This window comes from Stenotrophomonas sp. YJH_SMC_79, from assembly GCF_059367995.1.
Window position 1 is genome coordinate 560,290 of sequence record NZ_JCAFRK010000001.1, and the last position, 13,177, is coordinate 573,466.

Below are 13,177 nucleotides of genomic sequence, written 5' to 3' on the forward strand. Positions count from 1 at the left end.
CCCGCAGCCCCGCCCCGTCCGACCTCCGACGGCCTGGCGCGAGTGCCAGCCACGGAAAAACAGAAAAGATCAAAAGCAGAGCGGGCGCTTCCGGCGTCCAGGCCAAACGAAAACGCCGGGCAGAGCCCGGCGCTTCGCGCCCCGTCTGGTGGAGAGCCCCCCTTTTGTTAAGGGGGGCGCGCCAGCGGCGCGGGGGATAGGTGAAATGCGCGGGCAATTCACCGGAGGTGGATCAGTTCTGAGGAACGTCGTTCCTCAGAACTGGCCGCCGAAGGTGAACTGCAGGCGTTCGATCTTGTCGCCGTCTTCCTTCTTCAGCGGGAACGCGTAGCTGATCGAGATCGGGCCGACCGGAGCACGCCACAACAGGGCGACACCGGAGGACACGCGCAGCTCGTTGGCCTTGAAGTTCTTGGTGCCGTTGTAGACGTTACCGAAGTCGACGAAGGCCGACACGCGGGCCGACGGGCTGTCGAACAGGCGCGGGAAGTAGGCTTCGACCGAACCGACGGTCTTCAGCGAGCCACCCAGCGGCTGGCCTTCCGGGTAACCCTGGGTCACTTCGCGCGGACCGAGGGTGTTGTCCTCGAAGCCGCGTACCGAGTTGGTACCGCCGGCGTAGAAGTTCTCGAAGAACGGCAGGCCGCTGGCGGTGACGGTACGGGTTTTGCCGTCGGCGTCGGTGATCGTGCGGGTGTAGTCCTTGCCGTAGGCATCGCCGTAGCCCACTTCGGCGCGGGTGTTGATCACCAGCGACGGCATGATCGGCCAGTACTTGCTGATCTGGTAGTTCAGCTTGTAGTACTCGATGGTCGAACCTGGCAGGGTCGTTTCCAGGCCGACGCGCTGGTAGGTACCGCGGGTCGGCATGAAGTAATCGTTGCGCGAGTCGCGCGCCCAGCCGAGCTCGGTACGCCAGGCATGGAAGGTGCGCGAACCGACCGCATCGATGTAATCGATGATCGAGGCCGGGGTCGAGCCACGGTAGGTCGTGATCTGGTTGCTGTCGATGCCGAACATCAGCGAGACGGTGTCGGTCTCGGTCAGCGGCACGCCGAACACCACCTGCGCCGAACCATTGGTGCTGTTGTACTGGGCGGTGTTGAAGTCGGAGTAGTCCAGTTCACGCCAGGACAGGTTGTAGCCCAGCGACACGCCGTCATCGGTGAAGTACGGGTTGGTGTAGCTGAAGCCGTAGCGCTGCAGGTAGCTGCTGCGCGAGGCTTCGACCGACACGCGGTTGCCGCCGCCGAGGAAGTTGTTCTGCGACAGCTGCACCGAGGTGGTCATGCCGTAGGACTGCGAATAGCCCAGGCCAAACACGAAGCTGCCGGACGTGGTTTCCTTGACGTTGTAGACGACGTCGACCTGGTCGTTGCTGCCGCTGACGGCCGGGGTTTCCACGTCCACCGATTCGAAGTAGCCCAGGCGCTGCAGGCGGATCTTGGAGCGGTCGATCGCGGCCTGCGAGTACCAGCTGTTCTCGAACTGGCGCATTTCGCGACGCATCACTTCGTCGGAGGTGCGGGTGTTGCCACGGAACAGGATGCGGCGCACCGACACGCGCGGGCCCGGAACGACCTGCATGTTGATGGCCACGGTCTGGTCGGGGCGGTTGGTGGTCGGGATCGGGTTCACCTTGGCGAACGCGTAGCCGATGTTGGACAGCGAGTTGGTGATGGTGTCCGAGCTGAATTCCAGCAGGGCACGCGAGAACGTGTCGCCGGACTTCTGGATCACCATGCGCTCGACGTCCTCCTGCGGGAGGATGGTGTCGCCGCTGACCTTGATCTCGGAGATCTTGTACTGCGCACCCTCGGTCACGCCCGCGGTGAGGAACATGTCGCGCTTGTCGGGGCTGATCGAGACCTGGGTGGAATCGATGCTGAAGTCGACGTAGCCGCGGTCCAGGTACCAGGAGTTGAGCTTTTCCAGGTCGCCGGACAGCTTTTCCTTGGAGTACTGGTCGTCACGGCGGTACCACGACGCCCAGTTGTGCTCCTTGGACTCCCAGGTCTCCAGGATGTCCTTGCTCTCGAACTTCTCGGTGCCGACGAGGTTGACGTGGCGGATCTTGGCCGCCTTGCCTTCCTTGATCGCGATCGCGATGTCCACGCGGTTGCGGTCCAGCGGGCTCACGGTCGGGGTGATCTCGACGGTGTACTTGCCACGGTCGTTGTACTGGCGGCGCAGTTCCTGGGTCACGCGGTCCAGGCTCAGGCGGTCGAAGGTGCCACCCTCGGTCAGGCCGATGTCGGACAGGCCCTTGAGCAGCTGCTCGGACTTGATGTCCTTGTTGCCGGTCACGGTCAGCTTGTTGATCGCCGGGCGTTCCTTGACGGTCACCACCAGGATGCTGCCCTGGCGGTCCAGCTGCACGTCTTCGAAGAAGCCGGTCTTGTACAGGGCGCGGATGGTCTCGCCGACCTTGTTGTCGGTGATCGTCTCGCCACGTTCCACCGGCAGGTAGGTGAACACCGTGCCCGAGCTGATGCGCTGCAGGCCATCGACGCGGATGTCGCTGACAGTGAAGGGCTCGGCTGCCTGGGCCAGGGCGGGAGCGCCGGTGACGGCGGCGAGGGCGAGGGCCAGCAGGCGGCGATTGGGGAGTCGCGTCATGTCACGTCCGGTAGGAAGGTCGATTTCATTGGTGCGGGATGCCGACGCTGTAGACGGCAACAACGTGGAAAAGTTCATCGCGGGACCAGGCCGAGGATGTCGTTGTAGAACGCCAACCCCATCAGCCCGGCCAGCAACGCCAGGCCGATGTATTGGCCGGCGGCGATGGCACGCTCGCTCAGCGGGCTGCCCTTGACCAACTCGATAAGGTAATACAGCAGGTGCCCGCCGTCCAAGATCGGGATCGGCAACAGGTTGATGATGCACAGGCTGAGTGACAGCAGGGCAAGGAACTGCAGGAACCAGTCGAGGCCGCGTTTGGCCGAGACATTGGCCACGCGGGCGATGGTGACGGGCCCGGAAACGTTCTGCAGCGAGGCTTTGCCGGTGACGATGCGGCCCATCATGCCCAGCGAATCGGCGGCAAGCCGGCCGGTTTCACGCACGGCGACGGTCACTGCATCCAGCGGCCCATAGCGCAGCAGGGTGTCGTAGGAGGGGCTGTAGGTGGTGGGGAAGCCGACGCCGATCTGCCAGACCGGGTTGCCCTTGCCATCCTTGCCCTGGCGGGGCGTGACTTCCAGTGCAAGGCGTTCACCGCCTCGCAGGACCTCGATCATGCCAGGGCCTCCGGCACGCCCGAGGGCCTGGATCTCGCCGATCACCTGGTCGACGCTGTCGATGCGCTGGCCGTCGATCGCCACGATCAGGTCGCCCGGCTGCAGCAGCCCGGTGACCACCGAATCGGCGGTGAGCGAGTCGACCAGCGCCGGCTGCAGCCACGACTGCCAATACAGGCCGGCCAGGATCGGCACCCGTCGTTCATCGAAACCGGCGGGCAGCTGCGACAGCGGCAGGGTGCGCACGCGTACCTGGTCCGCGGGGTCGAGTACTTCAAGCGTGACGTCGCGGCGATCCATCGCGGCGGCGGTCAGCGCCATGCTGGCCTCGCCCAGCGTGGCGACCTGGCGGTCATCCACCCGCAGAACGCGGTCACCACTGACCAGGCCGGCACTGGCGGCGATGCCGTCAACCCGGCCGATCGTCGGCGAGTAGTCCTGCTTGCCGATCACGAACATCGCCCACAGCAGCAGGATGCACAGCAGCAGATTGGCGATCGGCCCTGCAGCAACGATGGCGATGCGCTGCCACACGGTCTTGTGGTTGAAGGCCTGGCCGCGCTCGTGGGGATGGACCTCGACCTCGCGCTCGTCGAGGAACTTCACGTAGCCACCCAGCGGGATGGCGGCAACGGCGAACTCGGTACCGTGCTTGTCGCGGCGCGACCACAGCGGGCGGCCGAAGCCGACCGAGAAGCGCAGGATCTTGACCCCACAGAGGCGGCCGACCCAGTAATGCCCGAACTCGTGGAACGTGACCAGCAGCCCGAGGCTGACAATCATCCACCAGACCGATCCGATGAAGTCAGTCATGCAGGCTCACAGTGGCGGGCAGGGGCGGCGGCGTCATGCTGGGCGAGGCGGTCGTTCAGGCGGCGTCGATGGCGTTCAGGGTGAGCTGGCGTGCCCGCTGGTCGGCGGACAACAGGACCTCCAGTGTATCGGCTGCTTGCGTCGGCAGTGTTGAAAGAGCGTTAGCAACCAGCTCCGGGATGGTCAGGAAACCGATCCGGCCCTGAAGAAATGCTGAAACCGCCTCTTCATTGGCGGCGTTCAGCACCGCCGGGGAGGTGCCACCGGCCTGCATCGCCTGCCACGCAAGCGCCAGGCAGGGGAAGGCGTCGGTGTCAGGCGCCTCGAAATCCAGCCGGCCCTGCGCCAGCAGGTCCAGCCCGGCCACGCCTGATTCGATGCGCTGCGGCCAGCCCAGGCCGACCGCCAGGGTGGTGCGCATGTCCGGCAGGCCCATCTGGGCCAGGGTGGAGCCGTCGACGAACTCGACCAGCGAATGCACCAGGCTCTGCGGGTGCACCAGTACCTCGATGCGCTCGCCGGGCACCGCGAACAGGTGATGGGCCTCGATCACTTCAAGGCCCTTGTTCATCAACGTCGCCGAATCGACCGAGATCTTCGGGCCCATCGACCACTTCGGGTGGGCCACGGCCTGGGCCGGGGTGACCTCGGCCAGCTCGGCGCGGCTGCGGCCGCGGAACGGGCCACCCGACGCGGTCAGCAGGATCCGGCGCACGCCGGCGCCGTCGATGCTGGCGTCGCGCGAACGCAGGCACTGGAAGATCGCGCTGTGCTCGCTGTCGATCGGAATGATCTCGGCGCCGGCGCGCTCGGCGGTGCGGGTCAGCAGTTCACCGGCCAGGACCAGCGATTCCTTGTTGGCCAGCAGGATGCGCTTGCCGGCCGCAGCGGCGGCGAGGGTCGAGGACAGCCCTGCAGCACCGACAATGGCTGCGACGACGGTGTCGCAGGCATCGCTTGCTGCCAGCTGGTCCAGTGCGGCATGACCGGCGTGGGCCTCGGTGGACAGCCCGGCATCGCGCAGGCCGTCGCGCAGTTCGGTGAACAGCGCTTCGTCGGCGATGACCGCGTGCGCGGGCTTGTGCTGGCGGCACAGCGCCAGCAGCGCCTGCACCTGGCGGCCGGCGGCCAGCACCGTGGCCTGGTAGCGCTGCGGGTGGCGGGCGATCACGTCCAGCGTGGAGGCACCAATCGAGCCGGTGGCGCCGTATACGGCGACCCGGCGCAGGTCTGCGACAGCATTCATGGTCAGAACCCGAAGATTTCCTTGCCCAGCGCGAACACCGGCACGGCGGCGAGGACGCCGTCGACGCGGTCGAGCACGCCACCATGGCCCGGAATCAGGTTGCCCGAGTCCTTGGCACCGGCGTGGCGCTTGATCAGGCTTTCGAACAGATCACCCAGCACAGACGCGAATACGGCCACCACCGAGGTGATCAGCAGGCCCGGCAGGTGCGCGATGTCGATGCCGGCCAGCCAGCCCAGGCCGAGGGCCACGCCGACACCAGCCAGCAGGCCGCCGAACAGGCCTTCCCAGGTCTTGTTGGGGCTGATCCGCGGCGCCAGCTTGTGCTTGCCGAAGTGACGGCCGGCGAAATAGGCGCCCGAATCGGCTGCCCAGACCAGTGCCAGTGCCGCCAGCAGCCACAGGTGGCCCTGCTTGCCCGGCGGGTCACCGCCGGCGTGGATCAGCACCAGCGCAGCCCAGGCAGGAACGATGGCCAGGGTGCCGGCCAGCATCTTCACGATACGGGAGGGGGCCGTCGGCTGGGCGCCGAAGTTGAAGAAGCGCAGCCAGACCAGCGCCGCCAGCCACCAGGCGACCCCCGCCAATGTGGTGATCTGGAACAGCACCAGCGTGCTGCCATCGGCCCACACCAGCAGCACCATCAACAGCAGGTTCAGCACCAGCAGCACGGTGCGCGCGAGGGTGTCTTCGATGCCGGCCAGCTTGAGCCATTCCCACAGGCCGATCAGCAGTACGGCGGCGGCGGCGGCGGCCAGCCATTGCGTCGGCAGCAGCAGGATCGCGGCAATGGCGACCGGCGCCATGATCAGCGCGGCGAGGACTCGGGTCTTGGTCATGGGCTGGAGGTCTCGGTGGCCAGTGCGGCGATCTGGGCGCTGGTCAGGCCGAAACGACGCTCGCGGCTGCCATAGGCATCCAGCGCCTGCTGCAGCAGGTCGGCATCGAAGTCCGGCCACAGCGCCTCGGTGAACCACAGCTCGGTGTAGGCCAGCTGCCACAGCAGGAAGTTGCTGATGCGGGTGTCGCCACCGGTGCGGATGAACAGATCCGGCGGCGGCAGGTCGGCCAGGGCCACCTGGCTGCCCAGCAGCGATTCGTCGATCTGTTCGGGCAGCAGGCGGCCTGCGGCGACTTCAGCGGCCAGCGCGCGCGCGGCACGGGCGATGTCCTGGCGCCCGCCGTAACTGGCGGCGATCGACAGGGTCAGAGTGGTGTTGTCGGCGGTGCGCTGCTCGGCCAGCTGCATGCGGCTGACCAGTCCGGCACCGAAGCGCTCGCGTTCGCCGATGAAGCGTACGCGCACGCCGCGCCGGTGCAGTTCGTCCACTTCGCGATCGAGCGCGCCAAGGAACAGCTTCATCAGGGCGTCGACTTCTTCCTGCGGCCGGCCCCAGTTCTCGCTGGAAAACGCGAACAGGGTCAGCGCCGGAATGCCCAGTTCAAGGCAGCGCTCGATGGTGCGGTTGACCGCGCGCGCGCCGGCGCGGTGGCCGATCACGCGCGGGCGGCGGCGCTGCTGTGCCCAGCGCCCGTTGCCATCCATGATGATGGCAACGTGGCGGGGCAGGGCGGCCGGCAACGGAGGCGGGACTGAAGGCATCGACTTCAGACCGACAGCAGTTCTTTTTCCTTGTCGGCGACGACCTTGTCGACGTCCTTGATGTTGGCGTCGGTCAGCTTCTGGATGTCGTCTTCGCCGCGCTTCTTTTCGTCTTCGCTGATCGCCTTGTCCTTGACCAGCTTGGCGATTTCCTTGTTCGCGTCCTGACGGATGTTGCGGATCGCGATCTTGGCGCCTTCGCCTTCCTTCTGCACCTGCTTGGCCAGTTCCTTGCGGCGCTCTTCGGTCGGCGGCGGCATGTTGATGCGGATCGCGGTGCCCAGCGTGTTCGGGGTGAACTCGGCGTTGTAGAGACCCTTTTCGATCTCCTTGATCATGCCCTTGTCGAACGGGGTGACCAGCAGCGAGTGCGCGTCGGCATTGGAGATCGAGGCAACCTGGTTCAGCGGGGTGCTGGCATTGCCGTAGGCATTGACCGTCACGCGGTCCAGCAGGGCCGGCGTGGCACGCCCGGTCCGGATGGAGGTGAGGGTGTGCTTCAGAGCGTCGATGCTCTTGGCCATGCGCGTCTGCGCGTTGTTCTTGATGTCGTTGAGCATCGCCCGGTCCTGGATGTATCTGGAATCGGGCGATTATAGGCGAATACGGGACGCTGCCGGGCCTGAATCGGCCCGGTTGTCGCCGCGCGCTCAGGCTCAGGCCGGATCGCGGCCCTGGACGAGGGTGCCGATGTTCTCGCCGTTGAGGATCTTCAGCAGCTCGCCCGGCTGGCCCATGTCGAACACGCGCATCGGCAGGTCGCTGTCGCGGGCCAGTGCGAAGGCGGCGGTATCCATCACTTCCAGGCCGCGGCGGATCACTTCGTCGTAGCTCAGGCTGTCGAAGCGGACCGCATCGCTGTGCTTGTTCGGGTCCTTGTCGTACACGCCGTCGACCTTGGTGGCCTTCAGCAGCAGGTCGGCGCCGATCTCGATCGCGCGCAGGGCGGCACCGGAGTCGGTGGTGAAGAACGGGCTGCCGACGCCGGCGGCGAAGATGACCAGTCGGCCCTTTTCAAGGTGGCGGATGGCGCGGCGGCGGATGTAGTCCTCGCACACGTCGTTGATCTTGATCGCGCTCATCACGCGGGCCTTGGCGCCCAGCTTCTCCAGGGCGTCCTGCATGGCCAGGGCGTTGATGACGGTGGCCAGCATGCCCATCTGGTCGCCGGTGACCCGGTCCATGCCGCCCGCGGCCAGGCCAGCGCCGCGGAAGATGTTGCCGCCGCCGATCACCAGCGCCACTTCGGCACCGGCCTGCTGGGCTTCGATGACCTCACGGGCCAGGCGGTTGATGATCTTCGGGTCGATGCCGTAGTCCTCATCTCCCATCAGCGCCTCCCCGGACAGTTTCAGAAGGATGCGGCGATAGGCGAGCTTGGACATGGGGACCTCGGGTGCGTGGAAATCGCGGGCGATTCTACGCGCATGCGGCGTCAGGCCATAGTGTTTTGTGCACTGCGGCGTAAAATCCCGGCGTTCGCCCCGGTCATCCGGGGCTTCCCGTTCAGCCCAGCTCGGCGCCGGCGGTCGCTGACAGCTCGTCGTGGCCGAGGGCGCCGGGGGAGCGCGCGATCACCCGGTTGCGGCCGAGGTTCTTGGAGCGGTACAGCACGTCGTCGGCGGCGCGCAGCAGGTCCTGCACGTCGGCGAAGCGTTCGTAGCCGCCCTGGGTGGCGACGCCGGCGGAGAAGGTGACGAACAGCGGGCCGCCTTCCAGCTCGGCCATCGGCGTGGCGACGATGTTGGCCAGCACCCGGCGGATCACGTCCAGTGCCACCGTTTCGCTGGTGTTGGGCAGCAGCGCGACGAACTCCTCGCCGCCGAAGCGGGCCACGGTGTCGCTGTTGCGCAGCTGGCCCTGGAGCTTGCCGGCGAAGGCGCGCAGCACTTCGTCGCCGGTCAGGTGGCCGTGGGCGTCATTGATTTTCTTGAAGTCGTCCAGGTCGATGAAGGCCACCGACAGCGGCCAACCCTGGCGCCCGGCGCGCAGGAACTCCTGCTCCAGCACCGCTTCCAGCTGGCGCCGGTTGAGCACGCCGGTGAGGGCGTCACGATGGGCCTGGTCTGCCAGTCGCTTGGCCCGGGCTTCGAATTCGTCGGCGCGGCGACGGGCCTGGTCGGCATCCTGCAGCTCGCGCAGGTTGCGCAGGGTTGCCAGCTCCTGCGCATGGTCGATCAGTTCGCGCACCCGCGAGGGGGAATTCAGGCCGGCCTCGAACAGGCTGGCGATGTCCGGCAGCGCCTCGCTGATGCGGGTCAGGACCTGGTCGAAACGGGCGCTGTCCAGTTCAAGGCGGTCATGCACCTGCTGCAGGGCGCGTTCGCGGGCGGCATCGGCGTCATCATCCAGCCAGATGTCGGCCACCGCGCCGGACAGCTGCACGCAGGCCTGGAACGGCGATTCTGCGGCGTCCAGGTCTTCGCTGTGGCTGATGCTTTCCACCAGGTAGCGCGGCAGGCCCCACTGCTCGGCCACCCAGGCGCCCACCTCGGCGTGACTGCAGCCCAGTTCGTCACGCTCGCGCGCGACCAGATCGATGTTGTCGCGCGCTTCGCGCAGCAACGGCAGGTAGCGCTCCGATTCGGCCTGGGCCAGGCACAGTACGCCCAGGTCCTGCAGCAGGCCGGCCAGCATCAGTTCTTCCAGCCGGCGCAGGCCGCGGGCCTGGCCCAGCTGGCTGGCGGCCAGTGCGCTGAGGATGCTGCGCTTCCAGGCGCGTTGGCGCAGGTCGTGGTCGGCGCCGGTACCGCCGGTCAGTCCCTGGGTGACGGTGAAGCCGAGGGCCAGGCTGATCGTGGCATTCAGCCCGAGCATGGTCAGTGCCTGGCCGAGGTTCTCGATCCGGCGGCGGCTGGCGTACAGCGGCGAATTGGCGATGCGCAGCATGCGAGCACTCAGCGCCATGTCGATGGCGATGATGTCGGCGGCGGTGGCGATATCCGCTTCCGGGTCCTGTGCCAGTTCGATGATGCGCAGGGCAATACCGGGTGGCGAGGGCAGGTTGCGGCAGAGCGCCAGGGCAGCTGTCAGCTCGGGAGGCATGTCGGGTCGTTCAATTCCATTGGGACAAGAATACCTAGGAATGCATCACAGTCCGCGATTTTCGTTCCTGCTAAATGACTGTTGATTCCCTGTGCCGAGTATCGGCTTGATTCGCGCGCAACGCAAAGGTGCCGGTGTGCCCGGCGCCGGCGTGCGCACCGAGCGTGCGCACCCACGGTTGGAGCATGGGCCTCCCATTGTCCCGGGCATAAAAAAAGAGCCGCGGTTTCCCGCGGCTCCTTCTGGTCGTTTCACGGCCCGAGGGCTGGAATCAGACCTGCATCGCCTTGGCAACTTCGGCGGCGTAGTCTTCCACCACCTTCTCGATGCCTTCGCCGACGATCAGCAGCTGGAAGCCGGCCACGTCGGCACCGGCGGCCTTGACCACCTGCTCGACAGTGGTGTCGCCCAGCACGTAGGTCTGGCCGTACAGGGTCACGTCGCTGACGATCTTGTTGATCTTGCCGCTGATGATCTTTTCCAGGATCTCGGCCGGCTTGGCCTTGTCCTTTTCGGACATCTTGGCCAGCTCGATTTCCTTTTCCTTCTCGACGAACTCGGCCGGGACGTCCGCAGCCTTGTTGTGCGGCGGCTTCAGGGCAGCCACGTGCATGGCCAGGCCACGGGCCAGCTCGACGTCGCCGCCGACCAGGTCGACCAGCACGCCAACCTTGCCGTTGGTGTGGACGTAGGCGCCGATGGTGTTGTTGCCATCAACCTTCACCATGCGACGGATCTGGATGTTCTCACCCAGGGTCTGCACGGCGGTGGCGCGGGCTTCTTCAACGGTGCGGCCATCGGCCAGCTTGGCAGCCTTCACGGCTTCGACGTCGCTGGCGCCCGATGCCAGGGCGGCAGCGGCGACGGCGTTGACGAAGGACTTGAAGTTGTCATCGTTGGCGACGAAGTCGGTTTCCGAGTTGACTTCGACCAGCACGGCCTTGCCGCCGTCCTGGGCCAGGCCCAGACGGCCTTCGGCGGCCACGCGGTCAGCCTTCTTGTCGGCCTTGGCGGCGCCGGACTTGCGCATGGCTTCAGCAGCAGCGTCGATGTCGCCGTTGGCTTCAGTGAGCGCCTTCTTGCATTCCATCATGCCGGCGCCGGTGCGCTCGCGCAGTTCCTTGACCAGGGAAGCAGTGATTTCCACGGGATTACCTCACGAAAGAAAGGGGTAGGGCCGGCATGGTGGCCGGCCCGTGTGACACGGTCCTGTCACGCGCCAAGGGCTGCGCGCAGGGAGGGTGGACGCCGGGCGTCCACCCCGGGGCCTGGATCAGGCCTGGGCGTCGTCGCCCTTCTTGGCAGCCTTCTTGGCCGGAGCGCGGCGGGCCGGCTTCTCTTCGCCTTCGGCAGCGGCTTCAGCGAACTCTTCCTCGCGCACCGAAGCGGCGTGCGGGGCAGCGGCCTTGCCTTCCAGCACGGCATCGGCAGCGGCGCGGGCGTACAGCTGCACAGCGCGGATGGCGTCGTCGTTGCCCGGGATGGCGTAGTCCACCAGTTCCGGGTTGTAGTTGGTGTCGACCACGGCGATGACCGGGATGCCCAGCTTCTTGGCTTCCTTGATCGCGATGTCTTCGTGGCCGATGTCGATCACGAAGATGGCGTCCGGCAGACGGTTCATGTCCTTGATGCCGCCCAGCGAGGCTTCCAGCTTGTCGCGCTCGCGACGCAGGCCCAGCACTTCGTGCTTGACCAGCTTCTCGAAGGTGCCGTCGGTTTCACCGGCTTCCAGTTCCTTCAGGCGGGCAACCGACTGCTTGACGGTACGGAAGTTGGTCAGGGTGCCGCCCAGCCAACGCTGGTTCATGAACGGCATGCCGCAACGCTCGGCTTCTTCCTTGATGGTTTCGCGGGCGCTGCGCTTGGTGCCCAGGAACAGGACGGTGCCGCGCTTCTGGGCCACCGACGAGATGAAGTTCATCGCGTCGTTGAACAGCGGGACGGTCTTTTCCAGGTTGATGATGTGGATCTTGCCGCGGGCGCCGAAGATGTACGGAGCCATCTTCGGGTTCCAGTAGCGGGTCTGGTGGCCGAAGTGGACGCCGGCTTCCAGCATCTGACGCATGGTGACCTGGGGCATTGCAATACTCCTGATATGGAACCAGCGATTCCGCCCGCGGGGATAGGTATGCGGGACGCGTGGAAGCGCGATCGGTTCCGGGGTTGGGCTTCCCTGTTGCCTCCGTGGCCGAACTCCTTGCGGAGCACCCCGGCACGGATGGGGGCAGCAGGTGTGGATTCACCGGTGACGTCCGGTGTGGACGGGCTCCCGCGCACGCAGGCGGCAGGAATCCGGTCGATTATAGCCCGCTCGGTGCGCTGGCTGCAATTGCCGGGTCTGGAGCGACCAGATCGACCACGCGGCCATCCTGCAGCAGGGCCTGGAAATGACCGCCGGCGTAGCCATCAGGGTGGGCGGGCAGGGCCCAGCGGCGCTCACGGCCGGCCAGCAGATAGCCGGCAAGCCCCGGCAGCAGCAGGGTGCGTCGGCCGTCGCTGGCGATGTAGGCGAGATCGTTCAGGCGTGCGTGCAGGGTACCGGCGTTGTTCATTCGCAGGACGGTATGCGACTGGCCAGGTTCAATCCATGCATGCAGCCGCGGCTGGGTCATTGGTGTGGCGTGCCCGCGGAACAACGGCAGCGAATAACGCTGCAGGCCTGGCGTGGTGGGGGCCAGGACGATCCGATAGGCCTGTTCACCGACAGCGGGTGCCGGCTGGCGTGGCAGCAGCCAGATGCGCTGGCGGATGCCGGGTGGGATGTCGAGCTGGGTCGGGCTGGCGACAACCTGGTCGGTGGGACGCAGCACTTCGGCGTCGGTCTGCTGTTCCCACGCCATGATCTGCACCCGGCCCTGCCAGCGGCCGGGACCGGGGTTGTAGAGCCACAGTTCGCCCTGACCACCTTCGGCGGGCAGTTGCAGTGTGGTCGGCAACAGGTCCAGTGCCGCGGCAGGCAACGCCAGCAGCATCGCCAGCAGAGTCAGAAGTGCCCGCATCAGTAGATGACGGTCACGGCGGACGTCGAGTCTTCGTCGTCGGCGGGAGGTGCGAGCTCGCGGACCTGGGGAGGCAGTTGCGGTGCGTCGCTGCGCTGGTGGGGGGCGGGGCAGTGGGCGCTGCCGGGATCATCGCGGCAGGCTTCGACCACGGTCAGGCGAATCTGCAGCGGCGCGGGACTGGGTTCAGCCCACGCCGGCGTGCTGGCGACCAGCATCGCCCCGATCAGAA

Annotated in this window: 12 protein-coding genes; all 12 read right to left on the minus strand. The window is 66.6% G+C overall.

Translation table 11 applies throughout. From position 1 onward, the window contains the following. Positions 1–255: 255 nt before the first annotated feature. A complete protein-coding gene (bamA, locus tag AC5P57_RS02710) occupies positions 256–2,619 on the minus strand; it encodes an outer membrane protein assembly factor BamA (RefSeq protein WP_099551347.1) in 2,364 nt (787 codons plus the stop codon). A 74-nt stretch (positions 2,620–2,693) separates the two neighbouring features. Further along, on the minus strand, positions 2,694–4,052 hold the full coding sequence (rseP, locus tag AC5P57_RS02715) for an RIP metalloprotease RseP (protein ID WP_099551346.1): 1,359 nt from the start codon (positions 4,050–4,052) through the stop codon (positions 2,694–2,696). 55 nt (positions 4,053–4,107) lie between these two features. Beyond that, positions 4,108–5,298, minus strand: a complete 1,191-nt coding sequence (locus tag AC5P57_RS02720; protein WP_099551345.1) for a 1-deoxy-D-xylulose-5-phosphate reductoisomerase — start codon at positions 5,296–5,298, stop codon at positions 4,108–4,110. 2 nt (positions 5,299–5,300) lie between these two features. Then, on the minus strand, positions 5,301–6,137 hold the full coding sequence (locus tag AC5P57_RS02725) for a phosphatidate cytidylyltransferase (protein WP_099551344.1): 837 nt from the start codon (positions 6,135–6,137) through the stop codon (positions 5,301–5,303). Beyond that, positions 6,134–6,901: a polyprenyl diphosphate synthase gene (gene uppS, locus AC5P57_RS02730; protein WP_099551343.1), complete on the minus strand. Its 768-nt coding sequence runs from the start codon at positions 6,899–6,901 to the stop codon at positions 6,134–6,136. Before uppS ends, AC5P57_RS02725 begins: the two co-directional genes overlap by 4 nt. A 5-nt stretch (positions 6,902–6,906) precedes the next feature. Next, positions 6,907–7,461: a ribosome recycling factor gene (gene frr, locus AC5P57_RS02735; RefSeq protein WP_049427358.1), complete on the minus strand. Its 555-nt coding sequence runs from the start codon at positions 7,459–7,461 to the stop codon at positions 6,907–6,909. A gap of 96 nt (positions 7,462–7,557) precedes the next feature. Beyond that, positions 7,558–8,286 (minus strand): UMP kinase, encoded by a 729-nt coding sequence (pyrH, locus tag AC5P57_RS02740; protein ID WP_005408745.1) that lies wholly within the window; start codon positions 8,284–8,286, stop codon positions 7,558–7,560. A gap of 121 nt (positions 8,287–8,407) precedes the next feature. Then, the gene (locus AC5P57_RS02745) at positions 8,408–9,946 is read right to left on the minus strand and encodes a GGDEF domain-containing protein (RefSeq protein WP_164136387.1); all 1,539 of its coding nucleotides are present in this window, start codon (positions 9,944–9,946) and stop codon (positions 8,408–8,410) included. A 271-nt stretch (positions 9,947–10,217) separates the two neighbouring features. Beyond that, a complete protein-coding gene (gene tsf, locus AC5P57_RS02750) occupies positions 10,218–11,093 on the minus strand; it encodes a translation elongation factor Ts (RefSeq protein WP_099551341.1) in 876 nt (291 codons plus the stop codon). A 126-nt stretch (positions 11,094–11,219) separates the two neighbouring features. Beyond that, complete coding sequence (gene rpsB, locus AC5P57_RS02755) at positions 11,220–12,026, minus strand: 30S ribosomal protein S2 (RefSeq protein WP_005408748.1); 807 nt, start codon at positions 12,024–12,026, stop codon at positions 11,220–11,222. Between the two features lie 220 nt (positions 12,027–12,246). Next, complete coding sequence (locus tag AC5P57_RS02760) at positions 12,247–12,945, minus strand: fimbrial biogenesis chaperone (RefSeq protein ID WP_164145925.1); 699 nt, start codon at positions 12,943–12,945, stop codon at positions 12,247–12,249. Continuing rightward, positions 12,945–13,163, minus strand: a complete 219-nt coding sequence (locus AC5P57_RS02765; protein WP_185959189.1) for a hypothetical protein — start codon at positions 13,161–13,163, stop codon at positions 12,945–12,947. The genes AC5P57_RS02760 and AC5P57_RS02765 overlap by 1 nt, the downstream gene beginning before the upstream one ends. Between the last annotated feature and the right edge of the window lie 14 nt (positions 13,164–13,177).